The organism is Caulobacter sp. BE264, assembly GCF_031457805.1.
Classification (GTDB): domain Bacteria; phylum Pseudomonadota; class Alphaproteobacteria; order Caulobacterales; family Caulobacteraceae; genus Caulobacter.
On record NZ_JAVDXI010000002.1, the window covers coordinates 311,580 to 333,569 of the forward strand.

21 protein-coding genes are annotated in these 21,990 nt (G+C 66.4%); 17 read left to right on the forward strand and 4 right to left on the reverse strand.

Annotated features, from left to right (window positions below; translation table 11 throughout):
• The first annotated feature begins 7 nt into the window (after positions 1 to 7).
• On the forward strand, positions 8 to 397 hold the full coding sequence (locus tag J2X45_RS06810) for a GIY-YIG nuclease family protein (RefSeq protein ID WP_310212916.1): 390 nt from the start codon (positions 8 to 10) through the stop codon (positions 395 to 397).
• A 6-nt stretch (positions 398 to 403) separates the two neighbouring features.
• Here the strand turns inward: J2X45_RS06810 and J2X45_RS06815 are convergent, their stop codons facing one another.
• The gene (locus tag J2X45_RS06815; RefSeq protein ID WP_310212919.1) at positions 404 to 1,003 is read right to left on the reverse strand and encodes a YitT family protein; all 600 of its coding nucleotides are present in this window, start codon (positions 1,001 to 1,003) and stop codon (positions 404 to 406) included.
• Between the two features lie 271 nt (positions 1,004 to 1,274).
• On the opposite strand from J2X45_RS06815, the gene infC reads away from it, so the two are divergent.
• From infC to J2X45_RS06890, 14 genes are all read left to right on the forward strand, one after another.
• The gene (gene infC, locus J2X45_RS06820) at positions 1,275 to 1,796 is read left to right on the forward strand and encodes a translation initiation factor IF-3 (protein ID WP_010918933.1); all 522 of its coding nucleotides are present in this window, start codon (positions 1,275 to 1,277) and stop codon (positions 1,794 to 1,796) included.
• Between the two features lie 115 nt (positions 1,797 to 1,911).
• The gene (locus tag J2X45_RS06825) at positions 1,912 to 3,858 is read left to right on the forward strand and encodes a S9 family peptidase (RefSeq protein ID WP_310212923.1); all 1,947 of its coding nucleotides are present in this window, start codon (positions 1,912 to 1,914) and stop codon (positions 3,856 to 3,858) included.
• A gap of 55 nt (positions 3,859 to 3,913) precedes the next feature.
• A complete protein-coding gene (locus J2X45_RS06830) occupies positions 3,914 to 5,104 on the forward strand; it encodes an MFS transporter (RefSeq protein ID WP_310212926.1) in 1,191 nt (396 codons plus the stop codon).
• 120 nt (positions 5,105 to 5,224) lie between these two features.
• On the forward strand, positions 5,225 to 5,425 hold the full coding sequence (rpmI, locus tag J2X45_RS06835; protein WP_062099735.1) for a 50S ribosomal protein L35: 201 nt from the start codon (positions 5,225 to 5,227) through the stop codon (positions 5,423 to 5,425).
• Between the two features lie 15 nt (positions 5,426 to 5,440).
• On the forward strand, positions 5,441 to 5,797 hold the full coding sequence (gene rplT, locus J2X45_RS06840; RefSeq protein ID WP_010918929.1) for a 50S ribosomal protein L20: 357 nt from the start codon (positions 5,441 to 5,443) through the stop codon (positions 5,795 to 5,797).
• 227 nt (positions 5,798 to 6,024) lie between these two features.
• Positions 6,025 to 7,098: a phenylalanine--tRNA ligase subunit alpha gene (gene pheS, locus J2X45_RS06845; RefSeq protein ID WP_310212930.1), complete on the forward strand. Its 1,074-nt coding sequence runs from the start codon at positions 6,025 to 6,027 to the stop codon at positions 7,096 to 7,098.
• Positions 7,099 to 7,225: 127 nt separating this feature from the next.
• Positions 7,226 to 9,625 carry a phenylalanine--tRNA ligase subunit beta gene (gene pheT, locus J2X45_RS06855; RefSeq protein ID WP_310212934.1) on the forward strand — a complete coding sequence of 800 codons (2,400 nt, stop codon included), beginning with the start codon at positions 7,226 to 7,228 and terminating at the stop codon, positions 9,623 to 9,625.
• A gap of 261 nt (positions 9,626 to 9,886) precedes the next feature.
• Positions 9,887 to 10,036, forward strand: a complete 150-nt coding sequence (locus tag J2X45_RS06860) for a hypothetical protein (protein ID WP_310212937.1) — start codon at positions 9,887 to 9,889, stop codon at positions 10,034 to 10,036.
• A gap of 125 nt (positions 10,037 to 10,161) precedes the next feature.
• Positions 10,162 to 10,458 (forward strand): hypothetical protein, encoded by a 297-nt coding sequence (locus tag J2X45_RS06865; RefSeq protein ID WP_062099731.1) that lies wholly within the window; start codon positions 10,162 to 10,164, stop codon positions 10,456 to 10,458.
• Complete coding sequence (locus J2X45_RS06870; RefSeq protein WP_310212940.1) at positions 10,443 to 10,745, forward strand: hypothetical protein; 303 nt, start codon at positions 10,443 to 10,445, stop codon at positions 10,743 to 10,745. The genes J2X45_RS06865 and J2X45_RS06870 overlap by 16 nt, the downstream gene beginning before the upstream one ends.
• Before the next feature lie 52 nt (positions 10,746 to 10,797).
• Positions 10,798 to 11,382, forward strand: coding sequence for a peptide-methionine (S)-S-oxide reductase MsrA (gene msrA, locus J2X45_RS06875; RefSeq protein WP_310212944.1), 585 nt, complete (start codon positions 10,798 to 10,800; stop codon positions 11,380 to 11,382).
• Between the two features lie 189 nt (positions 11,383 to 11,571).
• Positions 11,572 to 12,945, forward strand: a complete 1,374-nt coding sequence (locus J2X45_RS06880) for a DUF4139 domain-containing protein (RefSeq protein ID WP_310212946.1) — start codon at positions 11,572 to 11,574, stop codon at positions 12,943 to 12,945.
• Positions 12,939 to 14,633 carry a DUF4139 domain-containing protein gene (locus J2X45_RS06885; protein ID WP_310212949.1) on the forward strand — a complete coding sequence of 565 codons (1,695 nt, stop codon included), beginning with the start codon at positions 12,939 to 12,941 and terminating at the stop codon, positions 14,631 to 14,633. The genes J2X45_RS06880 and J2X45_RS06885 overlap by 7 nt, the downstream gene beginning before the upstream one ends.
• 47 nt (positions 14,634 to 14,680) lie before the next feature.
• A complete protein-coding gene (locus tag J2X45_RS06890) occupies positions 14,681 to 15,208 on the forward strand; it encodes a TIGR00645 family protein (RefSeq protein WP_310212952.1) in 528 nt (175 codons plus the stop codon).
• Between the two features lie 154 nt (positions 15,209 to 15,362).
• On the opposite strand, the gene J2X45_RS06895 is transcribed toward J2X45_RS06890, so the two are convergent.
• Positions 15,363 to 16,076 (reverse strand): EipA family protein, encoded by a 714-nt coding sequence (locus J2X45_RS06895; RefSeq protein ID WP_310212955.1) that lies wholly within the window; start codon positions 16,074 to 16,076, stop codon positions 15,363 to 15,365.
• Between the two features lie 161 nt (positions 16,077 to 16,237).
• On the opposite strand from J2X45_RS06895, the gene lepA reads away from it, so the two are divergent.
• The gene (gene lepA / locus J2X45_RS06900; protein WP_310212958.1) at positions 16,238 to 18,046 is read left to right on the forward strand and encodes a translation elongation factor 4; all 1,809 of its coding nucleotides are present in this window, start codon (positions 16,238 to 16,240) and stop codon (positions 18,044 to 18,046) included.
• Between the two features lie 218 nt (positions 18,047 to 18,264).
• Here the strand turns inward: lepA and J2X45_RS06905 are convergent, their stop codons facing one another.
• The gene (locus J2X45_RS06905) at positions 18,265 to 18,948 is read right to left on the reverse strand and encodes a response regulator transcription factor (protein ID WP_310212962.1); all 684 of its coding nucleotides are present in this window, start codon (positions 18,946 to 18,948) and stop codon (positions 18,265 to 18,267) included.
• Positions 18,949 to 19,002: 54 nt separating this feature from the next.
• A complete protein-coding gene (locus J2X45_RS06910) occupies positions 19,003 to 20,967 on the reverse strand; it encodes an ATP-binding protein (RefSeq protein ID WP_310212965.1) in 1,965 nt (654 codons plus the stop codon).
• A 210-nt stretch (positions 20,968 to 21,177) separates the two neighbouring features.
• Between J2X45_RS06910 and J2X45_RS06915 the strand changes: the two genes are divergently transcribed.
• The gene (locus J2X45_RS06915) at positions 21,178 to 21,939 is read left to right on the forward strand and encodes a hypothetical protein (protein WP_310212968.1); all 762 of its coding nucleotides are present in this window, start codon (positions 21,178 to 21,180) and stop codon (positions 21,937 to 21,939) included.
• Positions 21,940 to 21,990 lie beyond the last annotated feature (51 nt).

Below are 21,990 nucleotides of genomic sequence, written 5' to 3' on the forward strand. Positions count from 1 at the left end.
TCTCGCAATGCGAGATCATTCCTACGCCGTCTACCTGATGACCAATACGCGACGCGGCGTTCTATACGTTGGCGTCACGTCAAACCTATCGTCGCGCGCTCAACAACATCGTGAGCATCTACTACCGGGCTTCACGCGTCGCCACGGCTGCACACGCCTCGTTTGGTTCGAGATTCACACCGACATCGAAAGCGCCATCCAACGCGAAAAGTTGATCAGGCGATGGCGGCGGCAGTGGAAATTCGAACTGGTCGAAGCCCGCAACCCCGAGTGGATAGATCTCTACCCCGCCCTGATAGGGGAGATCGATTACCCCTGGCACGAGCCTCCTGCCGTTCCAGGGTTTGGCGGTCCCGGCTCTACGCTTCGCTTCGGCCGGGATGACATCGAAGGTTGAAGCGGCTCAATACCCCGCGTAACGCCCCGGCTTGTGGTTGGCGATGATCACCGCGCTCAGAGCCACCGCGCTGGCGATCGACAGCAAAAGCTTGTCGAAGCTGATCGTGAAGAAAGCTGCGGCCACCACCACGCAATCGGCCGCCATCTGCACCTTGCCGGCGCTGATCCCCCGGCGCTCCTGCAGATAGAGCGCCAACACCCCCACACCACCGACACTGGAGCGGTGGCGGGCCAGGGCCAGGATGCCCATGCCGATGATCGTGCCGCCAAAGACGGCCGAGAAGATCGGATCGATCCCACCGACCTTGAGCCACTGCGGCATGCCCCAGGCCAGCCCGGCCAGCAGCAGGTTGGTCGCCAGGGTCTTGAACGTGAAAGCCCAGCCCAGCGTTCGCTGCGCCAGGACGTAGAACGGCAGGTTGAGCACGAAGAACACCACCCCCACCGGCCAGTCGCTCAGGTAGGAGATGATCAGCGCCACGCCCGCGACCCCGCCGGTCACCAGGCCGGCCGCCTTCAGCAGGGTCAGCCCCACGGCGATGAAGCTGGAGCCGATGAGGAGCGCATGGATGTCCTCCAGCGCGGAATGACGGTGTTCGGGCATGAGTCGGGCGGGTGTTCTGTTCAGGGAAAGCGCGTCCCCGCCTCGCCGTTTCCGTCCCGATTGGCCCGAATAGTCGTCGAGCTTCGCCAAAGGGCCAAAAAAACTGGACCCGCTGGCGTCTGTTTGGTCGCCTTCGCTTGATACAGCGCAGCGAGCGCGTCATATATCAGGTTCTCGCGGCGCGCCCAGCGCGGCGCGTACGCGTTCAGCTATATTCGTAGTTACCGCTCTTCATACCAACAGCCTCGGAGCCGCCCCTATTCGCCGTCCTATGCAAACGCCGCCCGTTAAAGACGGACCGCGTATCAACGATGAAATCCGTGTCCCCCGCGTCCTGCTGATCGACCAACACGGCGAAAAGCAAGGCGAGATGCCGACCGCGTCCGCTATGGAAGCGGCAGAGGAAGCCGGCCTGGACCTGGTGGAAATCGTTCCGAACGCCAATCCTCCCGTCTGCAAGATCCTGGACTACGGCAAGTTCAAGTTCCAGGAGCAGAAGAAGAAGAACGAGGCGCGCAAGCGGCAGAAGGTGGTCGAGCTCAAGGAGATCAAGCTCCGGCCGAACATCGACAGTCACGACTACGACGTGAAGGCCAAGGCGATGCATCGCTTCTTCGAGGAAGGCGACAAGGTCAAGGTGACGCTCCGCTTCCGCGGTCGCGAAATGGCCCACCCCGAACTCGGCATGAAGCTGCTGCAGAAGGTCAAGGCCGACTTCGACGAAGTCGCCAAGGTCGAGTACGAGCCGCGCATGGAAGGCCGGCAGATGATCATGATCCTGGCTCCGCGCTAGGCTCTGATCCCCGGGTAGACATCGAAACGCCCCGGCCTCACGGCCGGGGCGTTTTGCGTTTCAGCCTGGGCGCGCCCTCGACATTTTATCATCCTTGGGTAGCATTCCGACGGTCATGCGGAGTGCGTCGGTGTTTGTTCGGTTTCTCGCGCTCTGCGCGGCCAGTCTCCTGTTGGTTACGCCCGTATCGGCCGCGCCGCCGCCGGATCTTGGCGTCTATGGGCGCCTGCCCAACATCGAGCAGGTGGAGATTTCACCCGATGGCTCGAAGCTGGCGGTCATTGTCACCAACGGAGACCAGCGCCTGCTGGCCGTGAGAGAGGTGGGCGGCGGGCTGCTTGCGGGCGTCAACGCCGGCGCGACCAAGCTGCGCGGCGTGGTCTGGGCGGGTGAAGATCACCTGATCCTGGTGGCGTCGCGGACTGCGGACGTCATGGGCCTCACCGGTCCCGCTCGCGAATACTACATGGCGACCCACTTCAACTGGCGAACCAAGAAGCAGACGCGCCTGCTGCAAAACCAGCCCAACGCCATGAATGTGATCGTCGGACCGCCGATGGTCAGGTCCCTGAATGGCGATCCCGGCGTGCTGCTGGAGGGGATCCGCTTTATCAATCAGCGGGGCGCCAGCGCGCTGTTCCAGGTGAATCTGCGCACCGGGGCGACCCGCGCGCTGGAACGCGGCGCGCACGAGGACGCCAACGACTGGCTGGTCGACGCAAAAGGCGAGCCCGTCGCGCAGTCCCTCTATGACGGCCAGCGCGGCAAGTGGTCACTGAGGATCCCGATCAACGGAGCCTGGAAGACCATCGATGAAGCCAACTCGCCGATGGGCTCCTACCGCATCAGCGGCTTTGGTCGCGATGGGCGGTCCGTCCTGGTGCGACGGGCGGATGAAAGAGGGCGCAGCGTCCTGCGGGAGTATGTTGGCGCGGACAAGCGCGAGGATCTGCCCGAGAGTTCGGACCTGGGCGGGCTGCTTCACGATCCCGCCACCCTGGCCCTGTTGGGCGGTTATCGGCTGAACGGCGACGAGCTCGTCTACACCTTCTTCGATCCTAAGGCGCAGAAGACCTGGGCGGCGGTGACCAAGGCCTTCGCCGGCGACCGGGTGCAACTGGCCTCCTGGTCCAACGACCGCAAGCGCGTCGTCGTCAAGGTCGACTCCGCAGACCTGGGTCCGGCCTATGCGCTGGTCGATCTGAACACCGGCAAGGCCGACTGGCTGGGGTCAGTCTACAGCGATCTCGACAGCGCTCATGTCTCACCCGTCCGCGCCATCCGGTACAAGGCCGCCGACGGTCTTGGGATCAGCGGTTATCTGACCCTGCCCAAGGGGCGGAATCCCAGGAACCTGCCGCTGATCGTCCTGCCGCATGGCGGCCCCGAGGGGCGCGACACACCGGGGTTCGACTGGTGGAGCCAGGCGCTGGCGTCGCGAGGCTACGCCGTCCTGCAGCCCAATTTCCGCGGGTCCGAGGGTTTCGGCTGGGACTTCGTCAGGGCGGGCTTTGGCGAGTGGGGCAAGAAGATGCAGACCGACCTATCGGATGGCGTTCGAGACCTCGTCAAGCAGGGGATCGTCGATCCCAAGCGCGTCTGCATCGTCGGCGCGTCGTACGGCGGTTACGCCGCGCTGGCTGGCGCGACCCTGGATCGGGGGGTCTACCGCTGCGCGGTGTCTGTCGCCGGTCCTTCGGACCTGCGCCGTATGCTTCAGGCCGTCCGCAACGCCAACAACGGCATGACGTCAGCGGCTCAGCGCTACTGGCTGCGCTTCATGGGCGCCGACGGCCTGACAGACCCCGACCTGCAGGCTATCTCTCCGGCCAGGTTGGCCGACCAGGTCGATATCCCGATCATGCTGATCCATGGCAAGGACGACACCGTCGTCCGCTACGACCAGAGCGTCGTGATGGCCGACGCCCTGCGCAAGGCTGGAAAGCCGGTCGAGCTCATCACGCTGGACGGTGAGGACCACTGGCTTTCGCGCGGCGCGACGCGGTTGAAGATGCTGAGCGAGACGGTCGCCTTCGTCGAAAAACACAATCCGCCGGATTGATCCGCCTCGAACATGGTCGCCAAGCTGGCGGATCGGGCGTAAATCCCCCCGCCTGATGTCCGAGCCCGCCCACAGCAACCGCGCCCTGGCTGTCCTGCTCCTGGTTGTCTTCATCAACCTGGTGGGCTTTGGCGTGATCATTCCGCTGCTGCCGTTCTACGCGCGGTCGATGGACGCCGCGCCATGGCAGGTGACGACGATGTTCGCCGCCTACAGCCTGGGACAGTTCTTCGGCGAACCGTTCTGGGGGCGGCTGTCCGACCGGATCGGCCGGCGGCCGGTGCTGATCGTCACCATCATCGCCAACACCCTGGCCTATCTGGCCCTGGCCTTCGCGCCCAATATCTGGGTCGCGATGCTTATCCGTCTGTTCGGCGGCTTTGGCAGCGGCAATATCTCGACGATCCAGGGCTACATGGCCGACGTCACTCCGCCGGAGAAGCGCGCCGGACGGATGGGCCTGCTGGGCGCGGCGTTCGGGGCGGGCTTTGTCATCGGCCCAGGCCTGGTGATGGTCATGCGCCCCGGCGCCGGCGCCCTGGGCTACCAGCTGCCGCTGTTCCTGGCGGCCGCCATGGCCGCGACGGCGGCGCTGGGCGTCATCCTGTTCGTCAAGGAAAGCCGCGCGCCCTCCGCCCCCGGCGCGCCGCAGGCCCACCGGCTGGAGGCCTTGAGCCAGGCCGCCAGTCATCCCATCCTGTCGCGCGTACTGCTGGTCACCCTGATCTCCACCGCCGCCTTCGCCGGCATGGAGGCGGTGTTTGGCCTCTACGCCGACACGCGCTTTGGCTGGACGGCCAGCCAGGTCGCCGCGTGCTTCGCGCTGATCGGAGTGATCGCCTCGATCGGCCAAGGGGTGCTGACCGGCCGCCTGGCCCGGCGCTTCGGCGAGGCGCGGGTGCTGACCGCCGGCCTGACGATCATCGGGACGTCGCTGTTGATCACGCCGTTCATCTCCAAGCCCGCCTTGGCCGTCGTGGCGGTGGCGTGCACGGCGTTCGGCCAGTCGCTGGTGTTTCCCTGCGTCGGCGCCCTGATCTCGCGCGCCACCCCGCCCGATCGCCAGGGCCAGATGCTGGGCCTGAACATGGCCGCCGGCTCGCTGGCCCGGATCGGCGGCCCGCTGCTGGCCGGACCACTGTTCGGGATGGCCATCGGCGGTCCCTACTGGTTCGGCGCGGCCCTGATGGTTCCGGCCATCGGCTTTGCTCTGGTCATCGTCCGCCGGACCAAGACGGCCGCCTAAGTGCTTGCCAGAGCCGAGTCTTTCCTGTAGCTACGCCGCCTTTCCGGAACCGCCTGGCCATTGGCATGCCATGGCGGTTCGTCATGCTTCTAGAGGACGGGGCGCAAGCTCCGACGCGAAATGCCGAAGTTGAAGACCAAGTCGGGCGCTAAAAAGCGCTTCAAACTGACCGCCACGGGCAAGCTGAAGGCCGGCGTCGCTGGTAAGCGCCACCGCCTGATCGGCCACAATGGCAAGTACATCCGCCAACAGCGCGGCACGAAGGTGATGAGCGAGGCCGACGCCAAGATCATCAAGACCTACCTGCCCTACGGCCTGTAAGAGGAGCGCTGACACATGGCTCGCGTTAAACGTGGCGTGGTTGCTCACGCCAAGCACAAGAAGGTTCTCGAGCAAGCCAAGGGCTTCTACGGGCGCCGCAAGAACACCATCCGTACGGCGAAGGCCGCGGTCGACAAGGCCGGCCAGTACGCCTACCGCGACCGCAAGGTGCGCAAGCGCGCCTTCCGTTCGCTGTGGATCCAGCGCATCAACGCTGGCGCCCGTCTGGAAGGCTTCACCTACTCGCAGTTTATCCACGGCCTGGACGTGGCGGGTATCGTCATGGACCGTAAGGTCCTGGCCGATATCGCGGGCAACGACCCGGCTGCGTTCAAGGCCATCGCCGACAAGGTTCGCGCCGCCCTGGCCTAAGGTCTTTTTGGGTCTTTGATCCAACCGATCTTGCAAAGCCCTCTGGCGCGAGCCAGGGGGCTTTTTGCTGTCCCAAATGCTGTCATCCCGGCCAAGCGCGCAGCGCGCCGAGCCGGGACCGCAGCAAGCGCTGGCGCTTCCGGTGGTCCCGGCTCTCCGCTCCGCTGCGGCCGGGATGACAATGGAAGTTCCAACAGTCACCAAAACCGCCTAGACGGATGCCCGTCATGACCGATCTCAACACTCTCGAAGCCGACGTGCTGGCCCAGGTGGCCGCCGCCTCGGATCTCCAAGCGCTCGACGCGGTCCGCGTGGCCGCCGTCGGCAAGACCGGCTCGATCTCGGGCCTGCTGAAAACCCTGGGCGCGATGAGCCCCGAGGAGCGCAAGACCCAGGGCGCGGCGATTAACGCCCTGCGCGACAAGGTCCAGGACGCGATCACCCAGAAGAAGGCCGCGCTGGAAGCCGCCGAGCTGGATGCGCGCCTGGCCAGCGAGACGCTGGACCTGTCCCTGCCCGCGCCCTACCGCCGCAAGGGCTCGGTGCACCCGACCATGCAGACCATGGACGAGATGGTCGCCATCTTCGCCGAGATGGGCTTCGCCGTGGCCGAGGGCCCGGACATCGAGGACGACTTCCACAACTTCACGGCCCTGAACTTCCCCGAGAAGCACCCGGCCCGCGAGATGCACGACACCTTCTTCTTCAACCCGAAAGAAGATGGCGAGCGGATGCTGCTGCGCACCCACACCAGCCCCGTGCAGGTGCGGACCATGGTCAGCCAAAAGCCCCCGATCCGGATCATCGCGCCGGGCCGCACCTATCGGTGCGACAACGACGCCACCCATACGCCGGTGTTCCACCAGGTCGAGGGTCTCGTCATCGACAAGGGCATCCACATGGGCCACCTGAAGTGGACCCTGGAGACCTTCCTGGCGCGGTTCTTCGAGACCGACGCGGTCACCACCCAGTTCCGCCCGCACCACTTCCCGTTCACCGAGCCGTCGGCCGAGATGGACGTGCAGTGCGACCGCTCGGGCGGCGAGATCAAGATCGGCCAGGGCACGAGCTGGCTCGAGATCCTGGGCTGCGGCATGGTTCACCCGAACGTGCTGCGCGCCTGCGGCATCGATCCGGACGAGTACCAGGGCTTCGCCTTCGGCATGGGCGTCGACCGCCTGGGCATGCTGAAGTACGGCATGCCGGACCTGCGCGACATGTGGTCGTCGGACGTCCGCTGGCTGTCGCACTACGGCTTCAGCGCCTTCGCCGCGCCGAACCCGGCCTCGGGATTGAGCTGACCATCACTGCCGTGAAATCCTCGTCCTTCGACACGCTCAGGATGAGGATTTCAAACGACATCATAGTAGCCCTCATCCTGAGCCTGTCGAAGGACGAGGGCGGACCCCAGAACTGGCGGACCGCCACATGAAATTCACCCTGTCCTGGCTCAAGGACCACCTTGAGACCACCGCCACCGTCCCCGAGATCGTCGCGGCCATGACCATGGCCGGGCTCGAGGTCGAGCACGTGACTGATCCAGCGACCAAGCTGGCCCCGTTCACGGTCTGCAAGATCGTCGAGGCCGCGCGTCACCCCAACGCCGACCGCCTGCAGGTCTGCCAGGTCGACACCGTCGACGGCCGCAAGGAGATCGTCTGCGGCGCGCCGAACGCGCGTGCGGGCCTGACCACCATCTACGCTCCGATCGGCGCCTATGTGCCCGGCCTGGGCGTGACCCTGGTCGAGAAGCCCGTCCGCGGCGTCGTCTCGAACGGCATGCTCTGCTCGGCCGCCGAGCTGGAATACGCCACCGAGAGCGACGGCATCATGGAGCTACCCGACAGCCTCGCCGTCGGCACGCCCGCCGTCGACGCCCTGGGCCTGGAAGCCGTCATCGACTTTGAAGTCACCCCGAACCGCCCCGACTGGCTGGGCGTCGCCGGCATCGCCCGCGATCTGGCCGCCGCCGGCGTCGGCGCGCTGAAGGACCTGTCGATCGCGCCGATCCCGGGGACTTATCCGAGCCCGATCAGCGTCAAGGTCGACGGCGAGGCCTGCCCGGCCTTCGCCGGTCGCTACATCCGCGGCGTCAAGAACGGCCCCTCGCCCAAGTGGCTGCAGGACCGCCTGACCGCCATCGGCCTGCGCCCGATCAGCGCCCTCGTCGACGTCACCAACCTGATCGCCTACGACCGCGCCCGCCCGCTGCACGTCTATGACGTCGCCAAGCTGTCGGGGACGGAGATCTCCACGCGCCTCGGCCGTCATGGCGTCAACGGCGACGAGCATCTGATCGCCCTGGACGGCAAGACCTACGAGCTGACGCCGGAGATGTGCGTGATCGCCGACGCGGGTGGCGAGCGCCCGATCGGCCTGGGCGGCGTCATGGGCGGCGAGAGCACCGGCTGCTCGGACGACACCGTGGACGTCTTCATCGAGAGCGCCTGGTTCGAGCCGATCCGCATCGCCCAGACCGGCCGCACGACCGGCATCGCCAGCGACGCCCAGTACCGCTTCGCCCGCACCGTCGACACCGGCTCGCTGGTGGATGGCGTCGAGCTGGCCACCAAGCTGATCCTGGAGCTGTGCGGCGGCGAGCCGTCGGAGGTTCTGTATGTCGGCGAGGTTCCGCCCGCGCCGAAGGGCTTCGCCTTCGACCCCGACTATGTCGGCCAGTTGTCGGGCCTGTCGGTGACGCCGGAGAAGACCCACCAGATCCTGGCGGCGCTGGGCTTTGACGTCGTGCTGGGCTCGCCCTGGACCGTGACGCCGCCGACCTTCCGCCGCGATGTCGAAGGCAAGGCCGACCTTGTGGAAGAAGTCGCGCGCATCGCCGGCTACGGCGCCCTGCCCTCGACGCCGCTGCCCGAGGTTCCGCGCGCCGTCGGCGGCGTGCTGACCGCCAAGCAGGCCCGCGCCCGCGCCGCCCGTCGCGCCCTGGCGGCCGCCGGCTACGCCGAGGCTGTGACCTTCAGCTTCACCAACCGCAAGACCGCAGAGCTGTTCGGCGGCGGCCAGGACGTGCTGGTGCTGGCCAATCCGATCGCCTCGGAACTGGACTGCATGCGCCCGTCGCTTCTGCCCAACCTGATCGAGGCGGCCGGCCGCAACGCCCGCCAGGGCTTCCCGGACGCGGCCCTGTTCGAGATCGGTCCGACCTTCCACGGCGACAAGCCGGCCGACCAGCGCACCGTCGTCTCGGCGATCCTGGCCCCCAAGGCCCCGCGCGGCTGGGACAAGGCCCCGCAAGGCGACGTCTTCACCGTGAAGGCCGACCTGCTGGCCCTGCTGGAAGAGCTGGGCGCGCCCGTCGCCTCGCTGCAGACGGCGCAAGGGACCGCTTCGTCCTGGTGGCACCCAGGCCGCTCGGCGCGCCTGCAACTGGGCCCCAAGGCGGTGATGGCCGAGTTTGGCGAGATCCACCCGGCGGTGCTCAAGGCCCTGGACGTGGCCGGTCCGGTCTATGGCTTCGAGATCACCCTGGAGGCGATCCCCGAGCCGAAGAAGAAGTCGATCAAGACCCGCCCCGCCTTCTCGCCCTCGGCCCTGATGCCGTTGACCCGCGACTTTGCGTTCCTGGTCGACAAGCCCAAGGCCGCCGGCGATCTGGTCAAGGCCGTGGCCGGCGCCGACAAGGCGCTGATCACCGCCGCGCGCGTGTTCGACGTCTATGAGGGCCCCGGCGTGCCGGAGGGCTTCAAGTCGGTGGCGATCGAGATCGTGGTCCAGCCCCGAGACGCCACCCTCACCGACGCCGACATCGAGGCCCTCTCGGCCAAGGTCGTCGCGGCGGCGGAAAAGGCCGGCGGCAAGCTGCGAGGGTAAACTTCAAATCCTCCCCCTAGCGGGGGAGGTGTCCGCGAAGCGGACGGAGGGGGAAGTCCTGAGGCCCTGTTGCTTCCCCCTCCGGCCTTCGGCCGCCTCCCCCATCAGGGGGAGGATTGCCTAACTTCCAGGCGCCCCGCCTCACCGAGGGCAAAACCGTTCCTTGCCGCGACCGATCGCCTCTTTCGCCGGCAAGACCTTGCGCAACCGAAAACCCCGCGCTACCTCTAAGATGCGCTAATCGGAAATCATCGCTTCCACATGCAATCGACCTTCGCCTTCGCCGCCTTCATGACCACCGGCCTTGCCGCCGTGGCCGTGATGTCGTGCGCCGTGGCGATGTGGAACATGATTAATCAGATTAAAACCGTGCGAGTTCGAACGGGGCAAAATCGGCGCAAGCAGCGGTAGGAACCCTACCAAACCCAAAGCCGAAGGATCGCAAGATCTCCAAAAAGCCCCGCTCCCACGAGCGGGGTTTTTTGTTGCGCGGTTCCTCGGTCCTCCAAGCCTCTCAAAGCCAAGGATCGACACCCATGAGCTACCTGCCCTCCCCACCCGCCTTCCACAGCGACCATGACGGCGTCACGGTCCATCAGTTGCTGCTGGCCGCCCAGGACGCGCCCAGCGCGCTGGAAGCCGTCCGTCAGGGCCTGGCCGACAGCGGCGCCGAACTGTGCGGCCTGACGATGAAGCCGGTGGGCCAGATCGTCGAAGCCTCGCTGAAGGTGCGCCACCTGGGCGATCAGGCCGCCCGCCTGCTGGCCCGTGATCTGGCCGCCTGGCCCGGCGTCAATTCGGCCTCGGTCGAGCACCAGTGGTTCCGTCCGTGAGCGACCGCGTAGACCCGCTCAAACCGGAAGGCGGCGACCTTGCGCCCCTGCGTCGCCGCCTCTTCCTGGTCACCGCCGAGGACACCCCCGACGCCCTGATGCGCGTGCTGGGCGTGGCCTCGGTGCAGCAGGCCCGCCTGCGCGCCCTGTCCGCCGTTCCCGAGGGGCTCCACATGGCCATTCGTCTCGAGATCGACGACCAGGGCGACGACCGCGCCCAGGTGCTGGCCTCGCGGCTGGCGGCCTGTCCGTCGGTGCGCGGCGTCGGATTTGGCTGGCGGCAGTAACCGATCGGCGCCGGCGTGCGGATCTGTAGAAGACAGACCTCCGGAGTTCCCGATGCGCCGCCTGATCGTCCTTTTCGCCGCCGCCCTCGCCATGCTCGCGGCCCCCGCCTTCGCCGCGCCCAGGACCGAAACGGCCATCTTCGCCGGCGGCTGCTTCTGGTGCATGGAGCATGACATGCAAGGCGTGCCCGGCGTGCTCAAGGTCGAGAGCGGCTACACCGGCGGCCACCTGAAGAACCCGACCTATCGCGACGTCACCAGCGAGACGAGCGGCCACTACGAGGCCGTCCGCGTCACCTATGACCCCGCCAAGCTCGACTACGGCTTCCTGCTCTACCGGTACTGGAAACTGGTCGACCCGACTGACGACGGCGGCCAGTTCTGCGATCGCGGTCCGTCCTACCGCCCGGCGGTGTTCGTGACGCCCGCCCAGCGCCCGATCGCGGAGAAATCCCGCGCCGAGGCCGCCAAGCGCCTGAGAACGGGAACCATGAAGACCCAGATCCTGCCGGCGCAGACCTTCTATCTCGCCGAGGAATACCACCGCGACTACGCCAAGCGGAACAAGCTGAACTACTTCGCCTATCGCACCGGCTGTGGTCGCGACGCACGCCTCAAGCAGGTCTGGGGCGGCTAGCCTTCCACCGATTTCCCCGGCGAACGCCGGGGCCCAGATCGTAAGGCGCAGGCGCTCTAGAGGTTCTTCGCTCTGCCTGAGGCTGGGTCCCGGCATTCGCCGGGAAGTTCGGATTGGGAAGCGCTCAACCGCCTCGACTCCGCCTCAATCCCGTGTAGCTTACCTCTGTAAATACACGGGAGGACGTCGATGAACCGCCGCATGCTGCTGGCCTCGGCCGCGCTGCTACTGGCCCCGCTCACCGCCCACGCTCAGGGCCGCGAGGTCTCGGTCACCATCTACAATTCCAGCCTCGCCCTGGTGGAGGACTCCCGCAGCCTGGACCTCAAGGCTGGACGCCAGAGGCTGGAGTTCAAGGACGTCTCCGCCGCGATCCGCCCCGAGACGGTCAGCCTTTCGGCCCCCGGGGTGACGATCCTGGAGCAGAACTTCGACTACGACCTGCTGACCCCCGACAAGCTGATGGAGAAGGCGGTCGGCCAGCAGGTGAAGATCGTCCGCACCAATCCGGGCGATGGCAAGGAGACCACCGAGGTCGCCACCGTCCTGGCCGCCAATGAGGGCGTGGTGCTGAAGATCGGCGACCGCATCGAGGTGCTGCGCGACGATGGCGTTCCCACCCGGGTGATCTTCGACAAGGTGCCCGAGACCCTGCGCGCCCGGCCGACCCTGTCGGTCAATGTCGAGGCCGCCAGCGCCGGCGCGCGGCAGGCCAAGCTCAGCTACCTGACCTCGGGCCTGTCGTGGAAGGCCGACTATGTGGCCCTGTTCGACGAGGCCAAGGCCGCTCTGGATTTGCAGGGCTGGATCACCCTGTCGAACAACTCGGGCACGCCCTTTGAGAACGCCCGCACCCAGCTGGTGGCCGGGGATGTCAACCAGCTGAACGACGGCGGCGGCTACCGTCCGCGCCGATCGCCCGGCATGATCAGCGCCGGGACCGAAAGCGGCGTAGGCGAACGGGTCGCAGACTACTACGTCTACCCGCTGGCCGAACGGACGACGATCGCCTCCAACCAGAACAAGCAGGTCGGCTTCCTGTCGGCCCAGGGCGTCTCCGCCAAGAAGGTCTACGAGGTCCGCGAAGGCTGGTTCACCAGCCAGGCCGAGCCCGTGAAGGCCACGGTCGCCATCCAGTTCAGCAACGCCAAACTTGCGGGTCTCGGGTCCCAACTGCCGATGGGCACGATGCGGGTCTATATGCGCGACGCCGCTGGCGATCCAAAGTTCGTCGGCGAGAACGCGATCGGCCATACCCCCGCCGGTTCCGAGCTCTCCATCAAGACCGGGGAAGCCTTTGATGTCTCCAGCCAGGCGACGTTGGTCGCCGAGAGCCGGGTCTCCAAGCGGCTGACCCGCTACGAGATGAAATACCTGCTGCGCAACGCCAAGGACCAGCCCGTGACCGTGGAGCTGCGCCAGGGCGGCCTTGGGCGCGACGCGGCGGTCAAGGCCGAGAGCCTGAAAGGCCGCCGGATCGACGCCGGAACGCTCGGCTGGAGCGTCCCGGTCCCGGCGAATGGCGAAACCGTTCTGACCTTCACGGTCGAGACGGGGTGGTAATGAGCAGATCCTCCCCCCAAGGGGGAGGTGTCGCCGCAGGCGACGGAGGGGGAAACCCTCTCCGCCCCGGCCACTTCCCCCTCCGTCCGCTTCGCGGACACCTCCCCCTTGGGGGGAGGATTTTGGCCCTCGCCCTCGCCGCCGCGCTTCCGGCCCACGCCGAAACCCTCGCCTCCCGCGCGCCGGAGACGGTGGCGATCACCCTCTATCGCGACGGCGACGGGCCGTTTCAGGCTATGAGCCCCTGGGTTCGCCAACAGGCGCGCGAAAAGGGTCTGATCCTGGTCACCGAAACCCGCACGGTGGACCTGCCGGCAGGACGGCATACGCTTCGCTTCGACGGGGTCGCCGAAGGCCTGATTCCGCAAAGCGCCGCCGTCGAAGGGCTGCCGGGCAAGGCGATTGAGCGGAACTATGACTACGCCCTCCTGAGTCCCGGAACCCTCGTCGAGCGCTCGCTGGGTCAACCGATCAAGGTGGTGCGCACCAACCGCCGCACCGGTCGTCAGCAGACCGTCGACGCCACGCTGCTCCAGGGCCCCTATGGCCTGATGGTCCGCACCGCCGAGGGCGTAGAAGCCCTGGGCTGCTCCGGCGGACCCGAGCGGCTGGTGCTGGACCGCGCGCCCGAGGGTCTGACAGACAAGCCGAGCCTGTCGACCGTCGTCGACGTCCCCTCGCCCACGCGCGCCAAGCTGACGCTTTCCTACCTCGCGCTCGGCGTGAACTGGCAGGCCGACTATGTGGCGCGGATCCATCCCGACGGTCGACGCCTGGACCTGATCGGCTGGCTGACCCTGGTCAACAGCGGCGGCAGCCGGTTCGCCGACGCCAAGACCCAAGCGGTGGCGGGAAAGCTGTCGCGCACGCCTGTCCGCGTGGACAGAGGCCAAGCCAAGGCGGTTCGTCGCGCCTGCTGGCCGATGGACACCACCCATCACGGTCAGGCCCCGCCGCCACCGCCGCCGCCTGCGCCGCCTCTGCCCATCCCCCCGGTCATGGCGGCCGCGCCGATGGCCCGATTCGCCGCTGAGGAAATCATGGTCACGGGCGCCCGCGCCAAGTTGGCCGAGCAATCGAACCTAGGCGACTACAAGCTCTACACCCTGCCCGAGCCGGTCACGCTGAACGCGCGGCAAACCAAGCAGGTGGCTTTCCTCGACCAGAAGAACGTCGCCTTCCAGCGGCTCTATGTGGTCGCGATGAATAGCTACGACGACTATGACAACACTGACTGGCCGCTGATCGTGCCCGATGTCGTGCTGCGGCTGGAGAACAAGACCGCCAACGGCCTGGGCAAGCCCCTGCCCTCCGGCGCCCTGTCGGCGATCGAGACCGCTGCGGGCCGCCCGACCTTCGCCGGCGAGCAGGCGGTGCGCGACGTGGCGGTGGGAGAGCCCCTGGACCTGGTCATCGGCCGCGCCATGGACGTCCACGCCCGGCCGCGCCTGGTCGAGGAACGGTCGCTGTCCAAGACCCGTATGCGCCGCACCTTTGAGATCGACCTCGCCAACGCCAAGACCGCGCCGATCACGGTGGAGATCCGTCACGATCCCAGCGCGCCGCAGTTCAAGGTCGTGGCCGAACCCCAAAAGCACGACATCCGGCAAGGTCAGGTGGCTTGGCGGGTCACGCTCCCGGCGGGCGAACGGCGGACATTCCGTTACGCAGTAGCTTTCGGCGGATAGATAGCGTCATGCTGCTGCTCTAGATGCAGGGGGCATCGGAGGGCGGCATGAAGAAACCTGCGGTGGAAACTTGGCTGGAGCGCGGTCTGTTTGCGTCGCGTTGGCTGATGGCGCCGTTCTATGTCGGCCTTGTCGTCGCCTTGGGCGCGCTCCTGGTGGTGTTCTTCCAGGAACTGTTCCGCGATCTGCCCAGCACCCTGTCGATGACAGCGGAGGACGCGATCCTCATGGCCCTCACCCTGATCGACCTGTCGTTGGCCGCCAATCTGTTGCTCATCGTCATCCTGTCTGGCTACGAGAATTTCGTCTCCAAGATCGACACCGCCGGCCATGAGGACCGTCCAGAATGGATGGGCGCGGTCGACTTCTCGGGTCTGAAGATGAAGCTCATCGCCTCGATCGTGGCGATCTCAGCGATCGCCCTGCTGAAGGCGTTCCTGGAGCTGAGCAAACCTGGCGCGACGCTAGATCAAGCCCGCCTGTTCTGGCTGGTCATGGTCCACCTGTCCTTCGTGGTCTCCGGCGTCCTGCTCGCCGTGATGGACTGGCTGAACAGCAAGGTGGCCAAGCACTAAGGTCCTCAGGCGCTCCCGCACGGCGGGAGAGCCTGCGCCACCTAGAGCGTGAGGCCGAAAGCGGGAACCGACTTCGGCCACCCTCGCGCTCTAAGTATCTGATTTATATCTCTTTTTAACGTCGGAAATCGATTCCGATTTCAGGCTAAAGGCGCTAGAACGGCAACTTGCGACGTTGGCGGCTGTAGCCGAGATAGCCGACATTAGCCCCCAGGCGCAGGCCCACGCCCGCCCGGATCGGGGCCAGGGTGATCTCGTCCGCCTTCTGATAGTTCACACCCAAGCCGCCGACGAGATAGGCGCTGCCCTCCACGCCCGGGAAGCGGCGGAAGATGGCGTCCGGATATTGAAGGTCATAGCACAGGGTGAAGACGCGGCTGGCGTTGCCGCCCCAGTCCCAACCGATGGTCGGCCCCTGCCAGAAGACCTCCATCGTCGGGCGGCCCTTCATGTACAGCAGACCACGACCATAACGCAGGCCCGCGATGAAGGCGCCCGAGCCCTCCTCGCCGGCGATGTAGGCGGTGGGTTGGCCCTTGTCCTTGAACACCTTCTCGATCGCCGCGCCCGCGCTTTCGGCCGTGACGCCGAGGAAGTCCGACGTGGCGCGGATCATCTCGTCGGCCGAATAGGTCTGGACCCGCCCGGTGTCGTAGGTCGGCGTGGCGCCCGTAGAAGCCGGCGCGGCGGTAGGCGGCGGTGGCGGCGCATAGGTTTCCTGAGGCGCCGGCGGCGGCGCGTTCGGATCGGTGATCGGCTGGGCCGGCGGCAATTGCTCGGAGGTGATCCGTTGACGGGCCAGAGCCTGCGAGCCGACGGCCGACAGGCCCAGGGCGGCGCTCGAGAGGATCAGCTTGCGACGGTCCATGTCAGGGCCTCCGGATCGAATTGTTTGCAACACTGTTGCAAGCCATTGCGTCCGGTTTGGGGCTCCAAACTTAACGCGCGGTTAAGCATAACCCCCGCCACGCCCCCACCGCGACCGCAACGCCCCTCGCGAAGCGGCGCAAATGTGCTATGCGCACGCGCATGACTTCGACGCCTCTGGACAAGATCCGTAACTTTTCGATCGTGGCTCACATCGACCACGGCAAATCCACGCTCTCGGATCGGCTGATCCAGACGACCGGCGGCCTGACCGCGCGCGAGATGAGCGCCCAGGTCCTGGACAACATGGACATCGAGAAGGAGCGCGGCATCACCATCAAGGCGCAGACCGTGCGCCTGTCCTACAAGGCCGCCGACGGCGAGACCTATATCCTCAACCTGATGGACACCCCCGGGCACGTCGACTTCGCCTACGAGGTCAGCCGCAGCCTGGCCGCCTGCGAAGGCTCGATCCTGGTCGTCGACGCCAGTCAGGGCGTGGAAGCCCAAACCCTGGCCAATGTCTACCAGGCCATCGACAACAATCACGAGATCGTCCCGGTCCTCAACAAGGTCGACCTCCCCGCCGCCGACGTCGACCGCGTCAAGGCGCAGATCGAGGACGTCATCGGCCTGGACGCCTCCGACGCCGTCGAGTGCTCGGCCAAGACGGGCGTCGGCATCCCCGACGTGCTGGAAGCCATCGTCACCCGCCTGCCCCCGCCCAAGGGCGAGCGCGACGCCCCGCTGAAGGCCCTGCTGGTCGACGCCTGGTACGACGCCTATCTCGGCGTCGTCGTCCTGGTGCGTATCTTCAACGGCACGCTGAAAGCCGGCCAGCAGGTCCGCATGATGCAAACGGGCGCCACCCACCGCATCGACAAGGTCGGCGTCTTCACGCCCAAGGCCACCGACGTGGCCGAGCTTGGCCCCGGCGAGGTCGGCTTCTTCACCGCCTCGATCAAGGAAGTGGCCGACGCCGCCGTCGGCGACACCATCACCGACGAGAAGAAACCCACCGCCGAAGCCCTCAAGGGCTTCAAGGAAGTGGTTCCGGTGGTGTTCTGCGGCCTCTTCCCGGTCGACGCCGCCGACTTCGAGGACCTGCGCGCCGCCGTCGGCAAGCTGCGCCTCAACGACGCCAGCTTCACCTACGAGATGGAGTCGAGCGCCGCCCTCGGCTTTGGCTTCCGCTGCGGGTTCTTAGGGTTGCTCCACCTGGAGATCATCCAGGAGCGCCTGTCCCGCGAATTCGACCTTGACCTGATCGCGACCGCCCCCTCGGTGGTCTACAAGATCAAGCTGCGCAACGGCGAAGAGATCGAGCTGCACAACCCGGCCGACCTGCCCGACGTCATGCAGATCGAGGAGATCGCCGAGCCCTGGATCAAGGCCACAATCTTCACCCCCGACGAATATCTCGGCGGCGTCATCAAGCTGTGCCAGGACCGCCGCGGCATGCAGCGCGAGCTCTCCTATGTCGGCAGCCGCGCCATGGTCGTCTACGACCTGCCGCTGAACGAGGTGGTGTTCGACTTCTATGACCGCCTGAAGTCGATCTCGAAGGGCTACGCCAGCTTCGACTACCAGCTGGAGGACTACCGCGCCGGCGACCTCGTCAAGATGTCGATCCTGGTCAACAGCGAGCCCGTCGACGCCCTGTCGATGCTGGTCCACCGCAGCCGCGCCGAAAGCCGCGGCCGGGGCATGTGCGAGAAGATGAAGGACCTCATCCCCCAGCACATGTTCGTCATCCCGATCCAGGCCGCCATCGGCGGCCGCATCATCGCCCGCGAAACCGTCCGCGCTCTCCGCAAGGACGTGACCGCCAAGTGCTACGGCGGCGACGCCACCCGCAAGAAGAAGCTTCTGGAGAAACAGAAGGAAGGCAAGAAGCGGATGCGCCAGTTCGGCAAGGTCGAGATCCCGCAGGAAGCCTTCATCGCCGCCCTGAAGATGGACGAGGATTGATCGGGGCGGTTAGCGCCGGATTGCTGAGTTTGAAGCGCCCCCGCCGGGAGACTGGCGGGGGTGTTTTTGACTCATCTACGAAGTTGGGAAGGCGCGGTCCGGGGCGCGTGCGCTGGAACCTGGATCCAATGCGCCCACGACGTCCGGTTCAGGTGCTAAGGCCCCACATGAGGCCTGCGCTATGAACCAAGGCCAGCACGACGGCCGCTTCCGTTGCGTCAGTGAGCCCCGGATCTGGGCTTCACCGAGCGCAACGCTTCGCTGCGGGAGTTCACTTCCAGCTTGCGATAAATCGACTTCACATGATTGCCAACGGTGTGGGGCGAGATGTTCAGAAGCCGCGCTGCCTCCTTGTAGCTTTTGCCCGCAGCAAAAGCGCGAAGCAGATCTGTTTCGCGGGGAGTGAGGCGATCATCGCAGATCTCTTCGCTCGAAGCCGGGCGAGGGGGGGGCGGCGCTGTGGGTGAGCGCAACAAATCGAGCAGATAGACCGCCGCAGCCGGGCTGACCGGCGCGCCGCCGGCCAACGTAACGGCGATACCGTCCAGAACCTGCTGCGGCGAGCTGTCTTTCAGCAGATAGCCATCAGCGCCCGCCGACAGGGCCTGCACGACCGTATCACGATCACCAAAGGCGCTGATGACCAGCGCGCGCGCTGCGCATCCCGCCTTGATCTCAGGGACCAGATCGCATCCGCTCCCGTCGGGCAGGCCGATGTCCATAAGGAACAGATCCGGGTTGAGCCGGATCAGCGCCCGGCCGGTGGCGAGGTCAGGGGCGACGCCCACAATGTCATAGGCGGGCTCCATCGCCACGATCCGCATAAAATATTGCCGCACCACCGGATCGTCTTCGATGATCGCGATACGCGCCGTGGCGACAGGGGAAGCCTGATCGGACATGGCGTATCGCTACCAGTTCACGATCAGTCGCACCATGCCATGGCGCCCACGCGTTCATGGCAAGGACGCATCGTCCGCAGCCACGCTGTTCTCGCCCGGAACGTGCAGCGCGATCCGTGTTCCGCGCCCAGGCGGGGACGATATCGCAAGTGCTCCCCCGACCGCAGCGGCGCGGCGTTGCATGTTGGCTAGACCTCGGCCCGCATCGCTACCCAGGCCGGCGCCGCCGCGACCATTGTCGCTGACGCTGACCAGCAAAGCGCCGTCCGGACCGACACCGACCGCAATCTCGATGCTGTCGGCGCCCGCGTGGCGCAGGGCGTTGGTCACCGCCTCCTGCATGATACGAAAGATCTGCAGAACCTCGCGCGGGCCAAAGCGATGGTCGAGGCTCTCCGCAAGCTCGGCCTGCTGCCAATGGCAGACGACGCCGGCCGCGGCGATGCGCGGCTGGATGCGCGCACGGAAGGTCGCCAGCGCTGCGCCAAGCGATTCTCCCACCGAGTCCATTGAGTCGACCATCAGTCGCATTTCGTCGATGACGGCCTGTAGGCCATCGGCGACCGCCGCCGGCTCCGCCTCGCCCAGCCGCGCGGCGAGCATCATCGACATCAGCTGACTGCCCAGCCCGTCATGAATGTCCTGCATGATCCTGCGACGCTCAGAATCGTGCGCCTGCTGGCGCACCAATTCCCTCTCGCGGGCATGGGCGAGCGCCAGTTCCGCCTCGCGCTCAGCGACCTTGGCGCGCAGGTCGGCGGTGAGCGTCGCCTGTGACCGGAAGAGCCGGAAATTGCGCGCAAGAAACGCCGCGAGCATGGCCAGCATCAGGAACGGCGCGGAGTTGTGGAGGTTCGCTTCGCCCAGATCGGGAAACCATCGGCTCGCGCCGTCGAACAGGATTGCGACCACGCACACCGTCAGCAAGGCGCTTTCAGCGATCCGGGTCTCGTCCAAGCGCGCGAAGTGCCAGCCGATGCGCAGCGCAATCGCGGCTCCCATGACGACCAGAAACCAGGACCAGAGTTCCGCCGGGCGGTCGAACCCGTCCGGCATCGGCACGCGATAGACCGACCAGACGACATAAACGCCGGCTACCGCAAAGAGGCTGAGCGCTACCCGTTTGAGATAGCGAACGGGGCGCCCGGTCCATTCGTCGATGAAGCATAGCAGCGCGACCGGAACCGCCATGTTGAGCAGGAAGAACCCCGCCATCCGCGCCCAGCCGTCGACTCCAGGGTCGAGTTGGATCGCATAGAGATAATTGCCAACAAACGCGAAGCAGAGGGCCGACAGCCATGCGGGAAGCCGCCAGTCCTCGGCCCGCGCTACCATGATCAGCGACAACATCCCGAGAAGCGCCATCAGGCCGGCGGCATAGCGGTAGAATTCGTTGGTGCTCCACAACCGGTTCGCAGAGAACGCTCGCATCGCTTCGTATTCTGCGATCAGAGGCGGGGAAATGTCGGCGTAGGGGAAGCCGTCACGTAGCGTCACATAGGTCAGCTGATTGTCGCCGCGCTTGAGCAGCCCTGCGGGGATGCGGGTCAGAAACATCTTCTGCCCATGGAACGTCCCGTTGCCCGGTTGCATCCGCCCCTCGCCAACCAGCAGCGTTCCGTTGATGGCCAGCAGATAGTTGTCCACCTGGAGTGTCGAAATCAGCCCGAGTCCCGTCTCCGGAACCTTATCCAGTCGGAAATGCGCGCGCACCGAATGCACCGCAGGGTCGCAGCAATGGGTCCAGGGCAGCTGGATGGGCTCATAGCGTGCGCTGGCGGCGTCGCGCAGCGTCGCCCGTTCAAGCCGCGCGACTGCTACGTCGCTCACCTCGATAAAGGCGGGCGCCTGCGCCAGTGGCGCATTGAACAGCGGCTTGTCGATCAGTTGCCAGTAGATCAGTTGGACGGCTGCAATCGCCCCAGCCAGCGCCAGAATCTGGCGCCAGTTCACCCCGCTCTTCACCCCGCCGCTCCGTTCCAGCGATGCCCCATGCCATGTCATGGCAGCCACCCGCATGGCATGGCCCGGCGCCTGAGGCCAGCTTAGTTGCGGATCCGCACTGATATCGGCCTTGCCGCCAACAGCAATGAGGATCCCCCCGCCATGATCGCCCGTACCCGAGCCGGCCGCAGCCCGGCCCTCCTTGCCGCGATCGCTCTTGCCGCCCCTTCGCTCGTTGCAACGCTCGGGACACCGGTCCCCGCGCTCGCCCAGAGGACCGACTCAGTGCCCAAGATCAGCATCTGCCCGTTCAACTGGCGCGAAGGCGGAACAGGCCCCAACCGCGTCCCTGGATTAGTTGGCAACTGCTACCCGATCAGCGATACCGCGCCCCGCGTCATGGTGCGCAGCAGCAGCAGCGAAGCCTGTCCCACCGGCTACTATCCGGAGGGCAGCCGCTACTGCACCACGCACAAGAGCGTGGCCGTCTCCGCCGAAACCCGTTCGTCGCAAGCGAACCGGCTGACCAAGCCCGCCCCCAATGCGCGCTGCCCGCTCGGCTGGGCCTCCACCCGCGATCTTGCGGCCTGTTACACCACCTTTGAACAGCCCACCGTGGCGCGCCTCAGCAATGGCAAGGCCTGCAAGCCCGGCGAGTTGGCCGAGTGGGGGATTTGGTGCACCAGCGGCTATGAGGGCATCGACCGCGCCCGCGCCGACAACGCCGGGGCCAAGGATTTCAACGAAGTCTATGCCTGGACGCTGCGCAATCGCGGCGACACCAAGTCGGTGGGCGATACGTTCTCCCCGGCGGCGGAGGCCTATTTCGCCAGCCGCGGCGGCGCCGGTGGTGCGGCGCCGTCCGGCAAGGCGGCGCCCGCTACCGCCACGACTGCGGCTCCCACCCAACCCAATTCCTGCTCGTCGGTTGTGGGGGCCGCGACCGGCGCTGCGCTTGGCGGCGCGGTCGGCGGAAGCCAGGGGGCCCAGATCGGCGGGATGCTGGGCGGTCTCGCCAAGAGCAAGAAGAAGCCGGAAGGCTGCTGAAACCACAACACCTTCAATCGAGCAGGCTGGGGACATCCGCTGTGCCCGCCC